This window comes from Dawidia soli, assembly GCF_018598185.1.
In the GTDB taxonomy this organism is placed as follows: Bacteria; Bacteroidota; Bacteroidia; order Cytophagales; family Cyclobacteriaceae; genus Ohtaekwangia; species Ohtaekwangia soli.
Window position 1 is genome coordinate 1 of sequence record NZ_JAHESC010000081.1, and the last position, 16,482, is coordinate 16,482.

At 55.0% G+C, this 16,482-nt stretch carries 16 protein-coding genes and 2 pseudogenes; 12 read left to right on the plus strand and 6 right to left on the minus strand.

The window, feature by feature from the left end:
• Positions 1-513: pseudogene (locus KK078_RS29310) on the minus strand (S41 family peptidase); the annotation flags it as partial.
• Positions 514-612: 99 nt separating this feature from the next.
• Between KK078_RS29310 and KK078_RS29315 the strand changes: the two are divergent.
• From KK078_RS29315 to KK078_RS29370, 12 genes are all read left to right on the plus strand, one after another.
• Positions 613-987: a co-chaperone GroES gene (locus KK078_RS29315; protein ID WP_254094399.1), complete on the plus strand. Its 375-nt coding sequence runs from the start codon at positions 613-615 to the stop codon at positions 985-987.
• A 17-nt stretch (positions 988-1,004) separates the two neighbouring features.
• Positions 1,005-1,217 carry a hypothetical protein gene (locus KK078_RS29320; protein ID WP_254094401.1) on the plus strand — a complete coding sequence of 71 codons (213 nt, stop codon included), beginning with the start codon at positions 1,005-1,007 and terminating at the stop codon, positions 1,215-1,217.
• Positions 1,218-1,321: 104 nt separating this feature from the next.
• Entirely contained in the window at positions 1,322-2,005 is a 684-nt protein-coding gene (locus tag KK078_RS29325) for a response regulator transcription factor (RefSeq protein WP_254094403.1), read from the plus strand.
• A complete protein-coding gene (locus tag KK078_RS29330) occupies positions 2,002-3,366 on the plus strand; it encodes a HAMP domain-containing sensor histidine kinase (protein ID WP_254094405.1) in 1,365 nt (454 codons plus the stop codon). Before KK078_RS29325 ends, KK078_RS29330 begins: the two co-directional genes overlap by 4 nt.
• Before the next feature lie 472 nt (positions 3,367-3,838).
• A complete protein-coding gene (locus KK078_RS29335) occupies positions 3,839-4,753 on the plus strand; it encodes a glycosyltransferase family 2 protein (protein WP_254094407.1) in 915 nt (304 codons plus the stop codon).
• 116 nt (positions 4,754-4,869) lie between these two features.
• The gene (locus KK078_RS29340) at positions 4,870-5,706 is read left to right on the plus strand and encodes a hypothetical protein (protein WP_254094409.1); all 837 of its coding nucleotides are present in this window, start codon (positions 4,870-4,872) and stop codon (positions 5,704-5,706) included.
• Between the two features lie 150 nt (positions 5,707-5,856).
• Positions 5,857-7,320 (plus strand): aminopeptidase P N-terminal domain-containing protein, encoded by a 1,464-nt coding sequence (locus KK078_RS29345; RefSeq protein ID WP_254094411.1) that lies wholly within the window; start codon positions 5,857-5,859, stop codon positions 7,318-7,320.
• 175 nt (positions 7,321-7,495) lie between these two features.
• Positions 7,496-7,939: a thioredoxin family protein gene (locus KK078_RS29350; RefSeq protein WP_254094413.1), complete on the plus strand. Its 444-nt coding sequence runs from the start codon at positions 7,496-7,498 to the stop codon at positions 7,937-7,939.
• Positions 7,936-8,880: an FAD:protein FMN transferase gene (locus KK078_RS29355; RefSeq protein ID WP_254094415.1), complete on the plus strand. Its 945-nt coding sequence runs from the start codon at positions 7,936-7,938 to the stop codon at positions 8,878-8,880. The genes KK078_RS29350 and KK078_RS29355 overlap by 4 nt, the downstream gene beginning before the upstream one ends.
• Positions 8,877-9,086: a DUF4266 domain-containing protein gene (locus KK078_RS29360; protein WP_254094417.1), complete on the plus strand. Its 210-nt coding sequence runs from the start codon at positions 8,877-8,879 to the stop codon at positions 9,084-9,086. Before KK078_RS29355 ends, KK078_RS29360 begins: the two co-directional genes overlap by 4 nt.
• A gap of 12 nt (positions 9,087-9,098) precedes the next feature.
• Positions 9,099-10,304, plus strand: a complete 1,206-nt coding sequence (locus KK078_RS29365; RefSeq protein WP_254094419.1) for a DUF3570 domain-containing protein — start codon at positions 9,099-9,101, stop codon at positions 10,302-10,304.
• Between the two features lie 365 nt (positions 10,305-10,669).
• Entirely contained in the window at positions 10,670-11,161 is a 492-nt protein-coding gene (locus KK078_RS29370; RefSeq protein WP_254094421.1) for an RlpA-like double-psi beta-barrel domain-containing protein, read from the plus strand.
• A gap of 75 nt (positions 11,162-11,236) precedes the next feature.
• Here the strand turns inward: KK078_RS29370 and fbaA are convergent, their stop codons facing one another.
• The 5 genes and pseudogenes from fbaA to KK078_RS29395 form a co-directional block, all read right to left on the minus strand.
• On the minus strand, positions 11,237-12,298 hold the full coding sequence (fbaA, locus tag KK078_RS29375; RefSeq protein WP_254094423.1) for a class II fructose-bisphosphate aldolase: 1,062 nt from the start codon (positions 12,296-12,298) through the stop codon (positions 11,237-11,239).
• Positions 12,299-12,477: 179 nt separating this feature from the next.
• Positions 12,478-13,503, minus strand: a complete 1,026-nt coding sequence (locus KK078_RS29380) for an LLM class flavin-dependent oxidoreductase (protein WP_254094425.1) — start codon at positions 13,501-13,503, stop codon at positions 12,478-12,480.
• Between the two features lie 84 nt (positions 13,504-13,587).
• On the minus strand, positions 13,588-14,442 hold the full coding sequence (gene ypfJ, locus KK078_RS29385; RefSeq protein WP_254094427.1) for a KPN_02809 family neutral zinc metallopeptidase: 855 nt from the start codon (positions 14,440-14,442) through the stop codon (positions 13,588-13,590).
• A 269-nt stretch (positions 14,443-14,711) separates the two neighbouring features.
• The gene (locus tag KK078_RS29390) at positions 14,712-15,176 is read right to left on the minus strand and encodes a heme-binding domain-containing protein (protein ID WP_254094429.1); all 465 of its coding nucleotides are present in this window, start codon (positions 15,174-15,176) and stop codon (positions 14,712-14,714) included.
• 59 nt (positions 15,177-15,235) lie between these two features.
• A pseudogene (locus tag KK078_RS29395) lies at positions 15,236-16,482 on the minus strand (hypothetical protein); the annotation flags it as partial.

A 16,482-nucleotide genomic window follows, 5' to 3' on the forward strand; every position in this document is an offset into this window, starting at 1 on the left:
TACACGCCACAGCTGCGGGCCGGCAGGCGACACCGAGCCGAACTCGGCATAGGGCATGGGCAGCTTTTCGGGCACCCCGCCGCCGGGCTTCAGTTTGAAGCACTGATTGAACCGTTCGCGGCCGGCCTCGCGACCGGAGGCGAACAGGATGTGCTGGCCGTCGGGGAACCAATCCACCACGCGGTCCGTTCCACCGTGGTATGTGAGGCGAGCGGGTACGCCCCCCAGCGTCGGCAGAGTATAGATGTCGTAGTTGCCATCGTAGTTGCCGGTAAAGGCAATAGACTTGCCGTCAGGCGAAAACTTCGGATATACTTCCACGCCGGCCGGCGAGCTCAGGCGACTCGCCACGCCTCCGGTTTTCGGTACGACCCACAGGTCGTTGGCGTAGGTAAAAACAATGTGTGTTTGGGATACGTCGGGGTAGCGGAACAGCCCCGCGTCGATCTGCGCCGTCGCCCCATGCGACAGCAGCCCGACCAGCATAATGGTTAACAAATAGATTTTTTTCATGAGGTTTTGGTTAAGACCGGGATTTTAAATGAAAGCGTATACGGATTAAGTAAGGTTTAGGATATTTGTACCCTAGTAAGATCGAAAATTACGGCAACAATGAAAATAACAGCGGATAACCGGCTCAAAAAACTCATCGTCGTAGGCGACCGCGTGCTGATCAAACCCAAGGCGTATACGGACAAGACAGCCAGCGGATTATACCTGCCGCCCAGTGTTCAGGAAAAGGAAAAAATACAGAGCGGCTACGTCATTAAAGTCGGCCCGGGCTACCCCCTGCCCCTCCCCGCCGACGAAGACGACGTGTGGAAGGGCAAGGAAGAACAAGTGAAGTACCTGCCCCTGCAGGCCCAGGAGGGCGACCTCGCCATTTTCTTACAGAAGGGCGCCATCGAAGTCATGTACGAAGATGAAAAATACTTTATCGTGCCGCAGGCGTCCATCCTGATGCTGGAACGCGAAGAAGATCTTTAAACCAATTCAACCACATCATGGCCGGCCTCCACTTAGACGTGCTCCGCGTAGGAAAAAAATATCGCCTCACCAACTTTGGCGAGCAACATGAGTTTATCATCGAAGCCACCCTGCCCGAAGGCGACTTCCGCGTAAAAGACCTCAACACGCTCGAGCCTTACAACCTCAAGGAGCTGATCGCGTATGGGCATGGCAAAGACTACATCATCGAAGAGCTTTACGCGGAGTGAGTCGACGCCGACACGTATTTCCCGTATCGCCGTAAATTTGTGTAGCATTACGCGCGCACGTTCCCCAGGTGCGTTGCCCGGACGAAGAAATTTAATTCACAGACATGAAGCTCCTCGTCATTGAAGATGAACAAAAAGTAGCTGCCTTTCTCAGGGAAGGCCTGGAGGAACAGGGTTACGAAGTAAGCCTGGCCTACGACGGTTATACCGGCGAAAAACTGGCCCTGGCCAATACGTATCAGATCATCCTACTCGATGTCATCATTCCGGTCATGAACGGCCTCGAGCTCTGCAAAAAGCTCAAGGCCGCTAAGCCTGCCACACCCATTCTGATGCTGACGGCGCTGGGCACCACCGACGACAAAGTTACCGGCCTCGACGCCGGCGCCGACGATTACCTGCAGAAGCCCTTCGAGTTCAAAGAGCTCCTGGCCCGCATCAAAGCGCTTACGCGCCGCGCACGCCTGGACGCGGAAGAAAAAACCAGTATGCTCACCGTCGGCGACCTGCGCCTGGACCTCGACAAGAAAGTGGCCTTGCGCGGCGACCGCACCATCTCCCTCACGGCAAAAGAATTTGCCCTGCTGGAATACCTCATGCGCAACAAAGGTCGCGTGTTGTCGCGCCCCGACATCGCCGAAAAGGTCTGGGAGGTGACGTTCGACACCGGCACCAACGTGGTAGAAGTGTACATGAACATCCTGCGTAAAAAGATCGACAGGGACTTTCCGAAAAAGCTCATCCACACCCGCATTGGCCTGGGCTACGTAATCCAGGAAGAAGCATGAACATCCGCAACCGTCTGACCTTGCGGTTCATCGTCAGCGTGGCCATCATCATGGTGATGGCACTCGTGCTGATCTATATATTCTCGGCGGGTTATCGCGAAGAGGATTTTTATAACCGTTTGCGCAGCAAAGCCAACAACACGGCCAAGCTGCTTATCGACGTAGACGAAGTCGGTGTCGACCTGTTGCGCAAGATCGAGCACGACAACCCCGTGAGCCTGCCCAACGAGAAGATCATTGTTTACGATTTTCACAACGAGATCATCTTCAGCACCGACGAGCAGCGCGTCATCCGGATCTCGCAGGACTTGCTGGACCGCATCCGCCTGGAAGGAGAAGTACGCTACCGGCAGGACGACTACGAAGTACTGGGTTTTCTCTTCAAGGGCCGCTACGACCGCTTCGCCGTAGTCGCTGCCGCGACGGACATCCACGGCTTCAGCCGCCTCAACAATCTGCGCACGATCCTGCTCGTTGTATTCGCGATCACCATCGTAGCCGTATCGGTATCGGGCTGGTTCTTTGCCGGTAAAGCGCTACAGCCAATCTCAACCGTGGTGCACCAGGTGGACGAGATCACGATCAGCAGCCTTAACCTACGCGTAAACGAAGGCAACGGCAAAGACGAGATCGCACAGCTGGCGCGCACGTTCAACAGCATGCTGCAACGCCTCGAAGCGTCGTTCATTGTACAAAAGAACTTTATCGCCAATGCCTCGCACGAGCTGCGCACACCGCTGACCGCCATCACGGGGCAGCTGGAGGTCAGCCTGCTCCATGCCCGTACCAACGACGAATACCGCGGCGTCGTCAACTCCGTATTAGACGACATCCGGAGCCTGAACAACCTCGCCAACCGGCTGTTGTTACTCGCACAAACCAGCGCCGACGGCACCGACCGCCGTATGACACACCTGCGCATCGACGAGTTGCTCTGGCTCACCCGCGACGAGCTTCAGAAACGTGACCCGGGTTATACCATCAACATCCACCTCGACGACGACCTCGACGACGAGTCCAAGCTTACCGTCAACGGCGACGAGCAGCTCATGAAGGTAGCGTTGTCGAATCTGATCGAAAACGGCTGCAAATATTCCGCCGACCACCGCGTCGATGTGCACGTATGCGCGACTCCGAGCCACCTCCTGCTCCGTTTCCGCGACCAGGGCATCGGTATTCCCGAAGCCGACCGCGGCAATATTTTCGAGCCCTTTTACCGCGGAGAGAACACAAAAGGCATCAAGGGTTACGGCATCGGCCTGTCGGTCGTACAGCGCATCGTCTTGTTACACAAAGGCACCATTACCCTCGCCCCGAATTCCGGCGGGGGCACGACCTTTACCCTCACACTTCCTTTTTAGCCTCGGGCGCATTTTTTGGATAGATTCGACCCACCGGTCCCCTTACCGACAATCCTCACCCTGCGAGTCTTCCTGCGCGGACACTGCACCTGGCGGACCCGAAGGGACATGAGCTGCCATGCTAAGCCGGGAGATCTCCGAAAGTGGACCATTCGCCGATGTATGGAATATTTCAGAAGATTTTTAAAAGGAGTTTTTCAATAGATATTCAATACCTATATAAGTATTGGATATCTATTGGTTATCTATTCATTAATTATTGCGTATCTATTGGATATCTTGTCTTCTACTGGCCTTTTTAATGCCAAATGGTGCAAATTGGCCAGACGCCGGGAACCGGATCGGCTTTGGCGCCGGCCGCCTCCAGGGGTTACCCCGGCCTTGCTGCGGACCCGCTCCGGACTGCCTCTTTTAACTCCCTTTTAATTTGCTTTTAAGTCGGTCTTCAGCCCGGGCGGCCAACTTGGGCGTCATGAAAAAGGTATCCGTCATCATCACTACCTACAATGCCGAAAAGACGATCGCGCGTGCCCTGCATTCGGTGTTGCGGCAAGAGGGCATGGGCCGCGCGTTCACGGTGGAGCTGATCGTCATCGACGACTGCTCGACCGACGACACGCTTGAGATCCTCGAAAAGTTTTCCCTGGACATTCAGCAGTTTTATTCGACGCCCGCCAACAGCGGCGGTCCCAACAAGGGTCGGAATATCGGCTTGCGCTATGCCACCGGCGACTATATCTGCTTCCTCGACCACGATGACCTGTGGCTGCCGCATAAGATCCGGTTGCAGCTGCAGGCTGGCGAGCATGTGCCGATCGTCACGGGCAGCTATAGTATGACCAATACACACACCGGTATACACACACTGGCCGAAAACCTGGAAATGACCCGGTTCTTCGCACCGAACGAGACGTTTCTGAAGAAGCTCTCCAAAGAAAAGATGGGCGTGCAGAATACGTATCTCGGCACGGTCATGATACACAAAGACCTGAAACATATTTTGTTTGAAGAACACTTCGGCATGCTGGACTTCGACTGGACGCTACGCCTGTTTGAGCAGCGTGCGTCCGCGGAGATCGCTGCGCACGTGGCGACGCGTTTTGTCGACGGCCATAATTTGTCGCTCGACGTCGAGTATCGAAAGAAAGACTATTACTATTCATTGATGTGTCTGGAGGGCTTTGAGAAGCGCTATCCGCGTGAGGTGGCGCTGGCCAGGAAACGCATCAATGGCAGCCGTGCACGGTATTGCTATTTGCAGGGCAACATGCCCGAGGCGCGTAAGTATTTGCGCAAGGCCATGCCGGGTGTGAAGGAGACGCTGTATTACATCACGTCCTTTGCCGGCAGCCAGTGGGTGAAGCGATATTTTCCGGTATTCGGGTAATTTTTTAATGCGGTTTTAATGCCGGTTTAATGCGCTCTTTAACCTCTTCCTCCTACTTTGATGCAGCAGCGACCATGTCCGTTATAAATAAAAACAGGGTTTTCGGAATAGCGGCGATGGTCGCGATCCTGCTCTTAACGGGCACGGTGGCCTACCTGGCGTCGGAAGGTATCAGTGTCCGGCTGCTGGAGGCGAGCTTGCGGGAAGAGATGCTCAAGACGGAAGTGATGCTGTCGGAAAAGCTGCAGCTGGAAAAAGAGATTGCCAGACAAGCGGCGGCGCTGTCGACGTTGCGCGTGGCGAACGGCGCATTGCAGTACAAGGCAGCGCGTGCGGTGGGGGAAGTAAAAGACCGCGATGCGCAGATCACGGCTATGCGCCGGGAATACGCCGGGGCCACACGTCTGCGGCAACAGCATCAGGCACTGCAGGCGGGGTACGAAGCGCAGGCGACAGACCTGGCCGACACCCGGCGGTCCGTAAAACGTATGCAAAGCGCGCAGGACGACCTCGAACAAACCGTCGCCCTGTTGTTGCAGCAGAACAAAAATCTGACCGGCGAGCTGCACGCGTGGCGGCTGTCGGCGGTGAAGGATGTGCGGGTGGAGCCTTATCGCAAAAACGAGCGACTGACACTGAGCGCGCGCAAGACGCGCAAGCTGGTGGTGCATGTGGACGTCGCCTCGCGGGTGAAAGACCTGCACTTTCGCATAACGGACCCGGCAGGGCAAGTGCTGTCGGCGGCCGACGGCGACATGTCGACCACGGTGGTGGACGACGGCATTCCCCCAAAGTACGTGGCCTCGACCCGCCAGGCGATACTGAAAGAATATCCTTATAAGCGGGTGGCGATGATATTTATCCCTTCAGAACGACTCGAGGCGGGCATTTATCAGATCGACATCCTGAGCGATACGGAATCAATAGGTAGTTTACAGGTGAAGTTTAGGTAATAAATTACTTTTTTTGGTAGGCCCGGCTTAAGCAACCGGGCCTTTTTTTGGCCGTGCTTGCCACTCAGGCTATTTCCTTTTCCGCACGTTGAAGAGGGTGACGGTGATCCGGCAGTTTTTGTCGAGATTTACGGTCAGACCTCATTGACCATGAAAAAAACACTAGCCTTACTCCTATCATTAGCCATGACTGCCACGGTCTTTGCCCAGAATGAAGACCTGCCGGCCGACTTCCTGAAGTCGAGCTTTCACAAAGAGCGCCGCGCCAAGCTGCGCGAAAAACTGCCGGCCAATTCCGTGGCCGTGTTTTTTGCCAACCCCGTCCGTAACCGCGCCAACGACGTAGAGTATGTGTACCACCAGGATCCCGACTTCTTTTACCTGACCGGCTACAAGGAGCCTCACGCGGTGCTGCTGGTATTCAAAGACAAGCAGACCGCCGCCAACGGCGCGCAATACGACGAGATCATCTTTGTACAGCCACGCAACCCCATTCACGAAATGTGGACCGGCCGCCGCCTGGGTGATGTAAAGACACGCGAGCAACTGGGTTTCGACCAGGCCTTTAACAACCCGGAATTTGAAAAGTATAACCTCGACTTCACGAAGTTTGCCAAGGTCCTGTTCTTTGATTTTCAAAACGATGTGCGCGACGAGAAAGACGATACATCCGATCTCTACGACCTGATCGCACAGTTTAAAAAGAAGACCAACTACCCCACACCCGGCGCGTCGCTGACGGTATCGCGGGAGGCGCAAAAGAACAACCTCGATAAGGATGCACTCGCGCCCATCATGGACGAGCTGCGTGGCACCAAGACCAAAGAAGAGATCGACCTGCTGCGCAAGGCCGTGATGGTATCGTGCGTGGGCCAGGTGGAAGTAATGAAGGCTATCAAGCCCGGCATGTCCGAGCGCGAGGTACAGGGTATTCACGAATTCGTATTTAAAAAATACCAGGCGGAAGAGCTGGGCTACCCGTCCATCGTGGGCGGCGGCCACAACGGTTGCATCCTCCACTATATCGATAACTATAAACCGTCGCTGACCACCAAGGAGCTGATCCTGATGGACCTCGGCGCGGAGTATCACGGGTATACGGCCGACATTACGCGCACCATTCCCGTGAACGGCAAATTCTCGCCGGAACAAAAACAGATCTATGACCTCGTACTGAAAGCGCAGGAAGAGGCCATGAAAATTGCTAAGCCTGGCGTGCCGATGGGGCAACTGACGGTGGTCTGCCGCGACATTATCAACAAAGGCCTGGCGGACCTGGGTGTTATCAAATCGCCTACGGACAAACATCTGTACTTCCCGCACGGCGTGTCACACCACATCGGGTTGGATGTACACGACCGTGGCGTGTATGTCCTGGCCGAAAACAGCGTGTTTACCATCGAGCCCGGTATCTATATACCTGACAATAGCGCGTGCGATAAGAAGTGGTGGGGCATTGCCGTCCGTATCGAAGACGACTACCTCGTTACCAAGACGGGCATCGAGCACCTCTCCAGCTATGCGCCGCGCACGACAGACGATATCGAGGCGATGATGAAGCAGCCGAGTCCGTTGGACGACTTCGTGCTTCCAACCCTCAACAAGACCAATTAACCCAAGTCGAAGCAGGGCTGTTTTCTCAGGAAGACAGCCTTCTTCTTTTCCCGCCCGCGTTGCCAGTATTACCTGCAGGTTACGTCTTCTTCCATAGAAGGCTGATGGTATAGTTTTTTGGGAAACATTTTCCCCTCGAAAATCGTTACTTTTACCGCAACGAATACATGGCCCTTTGATACGCTTCCGACTGCCTTTTGTACTGACACTCTGCTTCTTCCTTTCCGGCCTCGCCGCCTGGGCGCAGGTGCGGGAGAACGCGGACGAGGCCTTTCACCAGGCGACGGAACATCACCGGCCGGTGTTGCTGGTCTTTGCCGGGTCGGACTGGTGCGCGCCTTGTATTCATTTTGAGAAAAAGATCTTAGCCGAACATTCCTTCCAGGAATTTGCCGACGCCAACCTGGTGTTGTTGAAGGCCGACTTCCCCCAACGCGCGCGCCAATCGGATTCTCTTCGCAGACAAAACGAGGCATTGGCCGAAAAGTATAATCCTTCCGGAGTTTTTCCCTATATCCTGCTGCTGCGCGACGATGGCAACGTGGTGAAGGTATTGAACTATCACAACGAATCGCCGGCGCAGTTCATCGACGAGATCAAACCGCTGCTGCTGCCATGACGGTGGTGCCGTTAACGGAGCATCGTCAGCAGGCCCGGCTCATGGGTTCTGCTTTCGAGTTCGTAACGGTAACCGCGGCAAACGATCCGGAAGATCACCTGGATACCGCCGTGGCCGAAGTGCGGCGTATGGAGGCCCTGTTGACGGAGTTCTCCGACACTTCCCAAACGGCCCGGCTGAACCGTGCGGCAGGGATCCATGCCGTGGACGTAGACCCCGAAGTATATGCCATTCTTCAGCGCTGCCGCGAGATTTCCCGGTTGACGCAGGGGGCGTTCGATATCACGGCCGGGGTACTGAAAAAGCTGTACGACTTTCGAAACAAACCGGCTGTGCTGCCCGGCCGCGCCGCGATCGATGACGCATTGCAACGTGTGGGCTGGGACAAGATCGTGTTGACACCCCCCGGCCAGGCCTATTTGCCGGTGCCGGGTATGCACATTGGGTTTGGGGCGATCGGCAAAGGCTACGCAGCCGACAAGGTCAAGAGCGTGTTGCTCCAGAAAGGTATCCGCAGCGGCGTCATCAACGCCAGCGGCGACCTGACAGCCTGGGGCACGCGTCCCGACGGCACACCGTGGAAGGTAGGCATTGCCGACCCCGATGCGCCCGACCGTGTCATGGCCTGGATCCCGGTGCACCAGGCGTCGGTAGCAACCTCGGGCAACTACGAACAATATGTTGAAATCGACGGCACACGCTACTCGCACAACATCGACCCGAAGACGGGCCTGCCGGTGCACGGTATCAAGAGTGCCACGGTGGTGAGCCCGAGCGCGGAGCTTTCCGACGCACTGGCGACGGCGGTCACGGTCATGGGCCCCGCGGTAGGGCTACACTTTATTGACCAACTGCCCAACACGCACTGCCTGATCATTGACGACCAGAACCGGCTGGACACGTCGCGTCGTCTGTCTATAACTTTGAATCCTGCTCCATGAAACGTTTACTCTACTGCCTGTTGCTCGGCGCCGCGCTGGCGGCCTGCGAAAGTGTGAAGCCTTACCAGCGTGCGTACCTGAACGACCACGAAATGCAAGCCGGTCAGCCCGGCGCACGCAGTATGGAAGAAAACGTACAGGCCTATCGTGAAGGTGCCACCGGCGGCGGCAGTACCAAGAACAGTGGTGGATGTGGATGTAATTAACCGGCCCGGACTTTGAAGAAACGTTACCTCACCGCCGCCCTCCTGGCAGCAGCCCTCACTTCCTTCAGCCAGCAAACCACGCCGTATGTGAAGAAGCGCATCGCCCGCACCGACGTGCAGGCGCTGTTCTCTTTTTATACCCAGGACAACGACCACTCCGCCGTGACGGGCGGGCAAGGCTCTGAAAACCTACAAGTGTATACCAGCCAGGTATCGATCAATGTGAACAAGGATTCGATCAACACCTTCCACCTCGACGGCGGCGTGGATGTGATCAGCTCGGCTTCCACCGATCGCATCGACTTTGAGATGTCGTCTGCTTCCAAGGTCGACGCGCGCAGCCATGTGCGCATCGGCTACAACCGGCTGTTGCCGGCGAAGCGGGTGAACGCAGGCGCCACGGCATCGTTTTCCATCGAGTCGGATTACCTCTCGATCGGCGGGGGATTGTCGTGGAGCTATACCAGCCCTTCGCAGCAGCGCGAGGTATCGCTTGCCGTGCAGGCCTATTTTGATGACTTGCGCTGGGGACGATTCGAGAATGGACGTCCGCAGAAACTGGTATATCCCGAAGAGCTCCGGTATAAAAACTGGTTTGACGAGTACCGGCGTAATTCCGTCAACATCGAGGCCGGTTTTCTGCAGACGATCAACCGGCGTATGACGCTCGGCATCTATCCGGGCATTGCCTATCAGCAAGGGTTGCTCTCTACGCCATTCCATCGCATCTATTTTATGGATCGCACCGAGGGCGTGGAGAAGCTGCCCAGCGGCCGGTTGAAAATACCGGTAGGCCTGCAGTTAAATACCTTTCTGGGTAGCCGCTGGGTATTGCGCACGTCCTATCGATATTATTACGACGATTTTGGTATTGTCGCGCATGCCGTGAACATCGAGTCGGCCATAAAGGTTAGTCGTGTGTTTACGGTGACGCCGTTTGTCAGAGTATATACGCAACAGAGTTCCGACTACTTCAAGCCGTACGATAGACACAACGCCACCGATACGTATTATACCTCAGATTACGATCTCTCGTCGTTTGAAAGTTTTAAACCGGGTGTAGGTCTTCGCTATGCGCCGTTCGCGCGACGCGGGGCCATTACATTTAATGACATCGAAATGCGTTATGCGCTATACCATCGCACGGACGGGATGCAGGCACATATGATCACGTTATTTTTTAATTATACCGTAGAACGCGAAAAAGTACTCCGCTAAGCTTCCGAAAATGGACGGGTATATCCATTGTACAACCGCACCTGGCTGCCTATAGGGAGATTGTTATATACATACTATAGCTATAGTGCATGCCCAAAACAGGGCGTGATCATGGCCCGTTGCGGTGGTGTTGCGGTGTTTTCCTGACATTCCGCTGGGGATGACGTTCCCCATTCTGTCAGGTTTTTCTACAGCCATTTTGGCCGTTTCTACATGTCAGTTTTTAGCCATTTTGTAACTTTTTTTGTGGCAAAACGTACAATTCAACCGTTTACCTGATATTTCAGGTAAGAATAAGAGGTGAATTGACATTTTTTGGCATGGAAGTTTCTGATAAGCCACTGAATGTTCGAAACTATCGAAGTATGAAAAATTCAAAAATTGTTGTGTTTTTGGTTGCTTTTATGATGATGCCCATAATCGGCTCATACACAAAGGGTATCAACCACAAAACCGTTTTGAAAGGCCATCAGGAGGTGAGTGTGACGCTGGAAACGGTAACGGTGTACAACCCCGTGAAACACCAGTGTGACAGAACCCCGCTGATTACGGCCAGTAACGCACGAATTGACCAAGAAAAGCTATTTAAGCAAGAAATCCGCTGGATGGCCCTGTCAAGAGATCTGTTAAAACGCTGGGAAGGCAAGTTCCATTATGGTGATACGGTACGCCTGCAATCAGGGGACCCTGAGATCGACGGTCTTTGGGTGATCCAGGATAACCTGAATAAACGTTTCAAGAACGCAGGAGACCTGTTATTTGACGGCCGGGTACGGAAGCTCGGCAAATGGAAAAACGTCACGATAACCCGCCTGGATGAGTACACCATTACGAGCACCCCGGAAGTGAACAGCTAACATCAAAAAAGTCCACGGCTTGTGCGATAAACGCGGCCGTGGACTTTTACAGTGTATATTTTTTGATGCCTGCTCTTACAGCGGCACGTTACGATTCAGGGCATTCAGCTCCTGGAAAGCTTGTGTGAGGCGCTCTTTGAAAGAAGTTTCGCCGTCGCGCAGCCAAACACGTGGATCGTAGTGTTTTTTGTTCGGGGCGTCCGGACCGGTGGGGTTGCCGAGCTGTCCTTGCAGGTAGTCGCCGTTCTTTTTGTAGTACTTCAGGATACCTTCCCAGAGTGCCCACTGCAGATCGGTGTCGATATTCATTTTGATCACACCGTAGCCGATCGCCTCCTGGATCTTTTCTGCTTCAGAACCTGATCCGCCGTGGAACACGAAGTTCACAGGGTTCTTGCCGGTGTTGAATTTCTTTTGGATGTAATCCTGTGAATTACGTAAGATGGTAGGATCCAGCTTTACGTTACCCGGCTTGTATACGCCGTGTACGTTGCCGAACGATGCCGCGATCACAAAGTTCGGGCTTACTTTCGACAGCTCTTCGTACGCATAGGCTACTTCTTCCGGCTGTGTGTACAGTTTGGACGCTTCTACGTGTGAGTTGTCCACGCCGTCTTCTTCACCACCGGTCACGCCGAGCTCGATCTCGAGGAACATGTTGAGCTTGGTCATTCTTTCGAGGTAGCGTTTGCTGGTCTCGATGTTTTCTTTCAGCGGCTCTTCCGACAGGTCGAGCATATGCGATGAGAACAGGGGCTTGCCGGTTTGTTTGAAGAATTTTTCACCTTCTGCCAGCATGCCGTCCACCCAGGGAATAAGCTTCTTGGCAGCGTGGTCGGTGTTGAGCAGCACCGGTACGCCGTAAGCATCGCTTACTTCGTGTACATATTTCGCGGCAGCGATGGCGCCCAGGATAGAGGCTTCCTGCTGCTTGTTCGGCAATGACTTACCCGCGAAGAAGGACGAGCCGCCGTTGGAGAATTGAATGATTACAGGCGAACCTACACTCTTCGCCGTTTCCAGGCTGGCGTTGATGGTGTTGGAGTTCGAAATGTTGATGGCGGGTAGTGCATACTGATTGGCCTTGGCATGATCGAATACGATCTTCGCCTGTGAGTATCCAAGTACGGTCGACATAGTGTTATGGTATGTTTAGTAAAAATTTCCAGCGCTGGTTTCCCGGGCCTTCCTACAAAAGTATCAGAAAATTTTAAAGAAGGGGAAATTCGCGCACGAATTACGTAGTCGTACCCCGCGAAAACCAAATATATACCGTGTGCGAGGCGAGAATCTGATGTAAATCACGTCGTGCCTAACTAACGAATAATAGCTTCCGGCACACGCGAGAGTGAAAATTGCTCTGCCAGCAAAGTATACGAGCGCAGTCGGTCTTCGTGACGATCGGCGAATGTAGCGATCATTACTTCGTCTACGCCGAACTGCTCTGCGAGCCTGGTGATCTTTTCTTTTACTACGTCGGGCGTACCGGTAATTGTCCGCATACGATTGTATTGCACCCTAGACCACTCTTCGCGGCTATACTCATAATCTTTGATCGCCTCGTACGACGGTGCTTCGTCCTGCTTTCCACGTTCAATGCTTAGCAAGCGATAGTCCATGACGGCTTGTACCTGTTCTGCTTTCTCTGGCGTATCGCCACAAAAAGCAAAGATGCTGACGCTCGCGCGGGGAGTCTGATGTCCGTCGCCTTTAAATAATTTGCGATACGCGGCGACGGCTTCGGGGCCTCCAACCGGGTTTATGAACTGTGCAAACGATAGCGACATACCAAAATGCGCAGCGAGGTAAGCGCTCTCGCCGCTCGATGTGAGCATCCAGAGATCGGGCATGGTGTCTACGCGCGGAATGGCCTTTACTTTTTCGTGTACGGTGTCGGGCCGGGCATCTTCGGAAAGAAAAGCTTTGAGGTCGATGATTTGCGTTAAATATTCCTGCGGGTCAAATGTATTGGCGGGGTTCAGCAGCGAGGCGGTGAGGCGGTCACCACCGGGTGCGCGGCCGATGCCCAGATCGATACGGCCGGGATAGAGCGCTTCCAGCAGGCGAAAGTTCTCGGCTACCTTCAAGGTGCTGTGGTTGGGCAGCATGATGCCGCCGGAGCCGAAGCGGATGTGTTTGGTCTCGGCTGCCAGGCGTGCGATGAGCACTTCGGGCGCGGCGCCGGCGAGTGTGGAAATGTTGTGGTGCTCGGATAACCAATAGCGCGTATAGCCCAGCGTATCGGCCAGGCGGGCCAGCGCTACACTTTCTTGTAAGGCCTCTACGGCCGTGCTTCCCCGCCGGATGGGGGTCTGGTCCAGCACACTTAACTTCAATTGCATACCGATTGGTTTTGTCGTCTGGTATGGACAACAGCAGCCACGGCAAACAAGTGCGGGAATTCCCTACTTTTTATGGTGTGATCTTCAGAGCTCCTCCGCGTTGAAGGTATCAGCCTGTTTGATGTCGCCCGTCTCGAAGCCTTTTTTGAACCAGCGCACGCGTTGGGCCGATGTGCCGTGGGTGAACGAGTCGGGTACGACGTGGCCGGTGGCTTGTTTTTGCAGCCGGTCGTCGCCGATGGCGGTGGCGGCTCCGAGCGCTTCTTCGATGTCGCCTTCTTCGAGTATATTCTGCATCTTCTGTGCGTGGTGCGCCCAGACGCCTGCGAGGAAGTCGGCCTGCAGTTCGAGGCGCACGGAGAGCTTGTTATACTCCGTCTCGCTGAGCTGGCCGCGCATGCCGTGTACACGGTCGGTGATGCCCATGAGGTGTTGGATGTGGTGCCCCACTTCATGCGCGATGACATACGCTTGTGCGAAGTCGCCGGGCGCCTGGAAGCGCGAACGGAGCTCTTCGTAGAAGCTGAGGTCGATGTATAGTTTCTCGTCGGCCGAGCAGTAGAAGGGACCGGTGGCCGATGTGGCGTTGCCGCAGCCGGAGGCTACCTGGTCGGTGAAGAGTACGAGCGTGGGCTCGCGGTAGTCGCTCATGAGCTTGTGCCACACGTCTTCGGTATCGGCCAGCACGACGGAGACGAACTCGCCCATTTTTTCTTCTTCGGGGGTGAGGGGGGCGCGTTCTTCACTCGTATAGTTGTTGCTCGTACCGACACCGGTTTGCTGGAGAACCTCCAGGGGGTTCTTTTTCATCACCAGACTGATGATCACGACGATGATCACGCCGCCAATGCCGAGGCCGCCTTTCAGCATGCCGCCTCCACCGCCGCTGCCGCGACGGTCTTCTACGTTCGAGCTTTGTCTTCTGCCTGTCCAGCGCATAGTGGTATCTGTTTAGATTTTTGTGGTATAAAATATTGGGCCCTGGCCCTAGCTCTGAAAGAGCGAAACACATCGCTCACGTCGGAGCGTCAGCGCAGGCCTGAGCAACACGAATGAATATATAAGAGCCTGTTACGCCCCTACAGGACTGCGTCCTCATTTGTACGATAATCCCAGGCCTTCAGCCTGGGCTATTGTGTTCGCCCTTTCAGGGCTGATTCAACCTAAGCTCTCTTGTATAAACCGATAGAAATCGCCACGTGCACATGCTATTCGCGGTGCTCCGACGCTGGCAATGTTTTTAACCACGCATTTATAGCGGTGCGGTCGGCTTCGGTTATTTCGGCGTCGTGGTGCATCCAGAGGTAGGAGTCCAGGGGCATCCAGCCGTCGTTTACGGCTTCGCCGAGTTCTTCGAGCTTGTGGGCGGCTTTCTTTTCGGGGTAGGTTTTAAAGGCGGAGAAGTTCAGCTCTTCTTTGCCTTCGTTAATGTGGTGGGCCATCCACCAGGCCAGGGGCTGTATGTTGTAGTACCACGGGTATACTGTATTGGTGCTATGGCAGTCGTAGCACTTTTTGATCAGGATCTGGTGGACATCTTCGGGTATCGCATACTTTTTGGAAATGTCGTCTTCCGTGATCAGCGGGAGGGCGATATTCTTGGAGGGTTGGATAAATTGCAGGATGACCAGGATGGCCACCACTGCCAGCAGGATTTTCTTTTTAGTACTCATAGGGAGGTTGGTAATTCTAAAATACGAACTGTTTGCGAGATACGAAAGGCTGCCAGGCCTTAGTAGCTGCCCCAGTAGCGACGTGAGAACCACTCGATCGACACCAATGCCAGCAGGACAAAAAATACCCACTTGAGGTTGACCAGTGCTTCGAACGATTCTTCTGTATGGATGACACTCGTGGCTTCGGCTTTGCGCAGGTCGGCTTGTAGTTTGTCGAGCTGGGTGACGTTGTAGAAGGTGCCGCCGGTGTTGGCCGACATGCGGCGGAGCAGGTCGAAGTCGGCTGTGAGGTTTTGCAGCTCGACCTGGCGGTGTACCACGGCAAACTCGCCACGGACTTCTTCCCTCTTTTGGTTGGCGGTGGTGCTGGCTTTGTAGCGATAGACGCCTTCTTTCAGGCCGCCGATGGAATACTGGCTGTTGCCCTGGCTGGTGACGTAGGAGTAATCATACTTCCTGCCTTTTTCGTCGGTCAGCGACAGCGCGATGGTGTTGCCATAAACGGGTTCAAAAAGATCGTTGTATACCTGGCTCTCAAAGACCACGGCCTCGGTGTCGGAGAACTCCTGCTGCAGCGGGTAGCTGCGGAACTTGCGTTTGTCGTCGGTCGTGCTGAGGAATTGGATCAGCTTGCCGAACAGCTCGTCAAAAGCCTCGGTATGTTCCGTGCGGTCGAACTCGTTCAGGCGCCAGCGCCAGATGCCGGCGCCGAGCAGTATGCCGGTCTTACGTGCATCTTGTACACTTACTGCCAGCAGCGGCTTTTGGGTGGCCAGGTTGCCCACGCGTTGGTATAACAATGGCGCGGCTTGCAGCGGCACGTTGATCTTGCCGAAGTGTACCGACAGCGGGGGATAGTCTGTCAGCACTGTGGTGGCGCTCGCCGACAGCTCGAAGTTCGGGAAGGTGGGGTTCACCACCGGGGTGACGTCGTCAAACTCGCGGGGCATGGCGTCGAGCTTCAGCGGCATGTTCTGTTGCGCGATGAGGCGCAGGTCGGACTGCTCGCCCAGGATGAGGAAGACCGACGCTTTGGTTTTGAGCAGGCGCAGGAACAAGTCGCGGGTGGTGCCGCGCAGGTCGGGTGCCTGGTGGAAGATGACGAGGTCGGTTTGATCGGACTGTAACACACTGGCGGGTTGCTCGTCGAGGCCGGGGATATGCAGCGCGCATTCGTAGTTGGCGTTCTGCTCTATCACTTCGCGCAGGGCTTTGAGGTCGGGGTGTGGCGCGGACGCCACCACCAGGATCTTTTTCTTGCCTTCTACCACCTCCACAAAGATCGATGTACGGTTGTTGTGGG

What these genes read in the sequence shown, in the direction of transcription:
- KK078_RS29315 (WP_254094399.1), top strand. Translation starts at nt 613, where the DNA reads ATGAAAATAACAGCGGATAACCGGCTCAAAAAACTCATCGTCGTAGGC.
- KK078_RS29320 (WP_254094401.1), top strand. Translation starts at nt 1,005, where the DNA reads ATGGCCGGCCTCCACTTAGACGTGCTCCGCGTAGGAAAAAAATATCGC.
- KK078_RS29325 (WP_254094403.1), top strand. Translation starts at nt 1,322, where the DNA reads ATGAAGCTCCTCGTCATTGAAGATGAACAAAAAGTAGCTGCCTTTCTC.
- KK078_RS29330 (WP_254094405.1), top strand. Translation starts at nt 2,002, where the DNA reads ATGAACATCCGCAACCGTCTGACCTTGCGGTTCATCGTCAGCGTGGCC.
- KK078_RS29335 (WP_254094407.1), top strand. Translation starts at nt 3,839, where the DNA reads ATGAAAAAGGTATCCGTCATCATCACTACCTACAATGCCGAAAAGACG.
- KK078_RS29340 (WP_254094409.1), top strand. Translation starts at nt 4,870, where the DNA reads ATGGTCGCGATCCTGCTCTTAACGGGCACGGTGGCCTACCTGGCGTCG.
- KK078_RS29345 (WP_254094411.1), top strand. Translation starts at nt 5,857, where the DNA reads ATGAAAAAAACACTAGCCTTACTCCTATCATTAGCCATGACTGCCACG.
- KK078_RS29355 (WP_254094415.1), top strand. Translation starts at nt 7,936, where the DNA reads ATGACGGTGGTGCCGTTAACGGAGCATCGTCAGCAGGCCCGGCTCATG.
- KK078_RS29360 (WP_254094417.1), top strand. Translation starts at nt 8,877, where the DNA reads ATGAAACGTTTACTCTACTGCCTGTTGCTCGGCGCCGCGCTGGCGGCC.
- KK078_RS29370 (WP_254094421.1), top strand. Translation starts at nt 10,670, where the DNA reads ATGAAAAATTCAAAAATTGTTGTGTTTTTGGTTGCTTTTATGATGATG.
- fbaA (WP_254094423.1), bottom strand. Translation starts at nt 12,298, where the DNA reads ATGTCGACCGTACTTGGATACTCACAGGCGAAGATCGTATTCGATCAT.
- KK078_RS29380 (WP_254094425.1), bottom strand. Translation starts at nt 13,503, where the DNA reads ATGCAATTGAAGTTAAGTGTGCTGGACCAGACCCCCATCCGGCGGGGA.
- ypfJ (WP_254094427.1), bottom strand. Translation starts at nt 14,442, where the DNA reads ATGCGCTGGACAGGCAGAAGACAAAGCTCGAACGTAGAAGACCGTCGC.
- KK078_RS29390 (WP_254094429.1), bottom strand. Translation starts at nt 15,176, where the DNA reads ATGAGTACTAAAAAGAAAATCCTGCTGGCAGTGGTGGCCATCCTGGTC.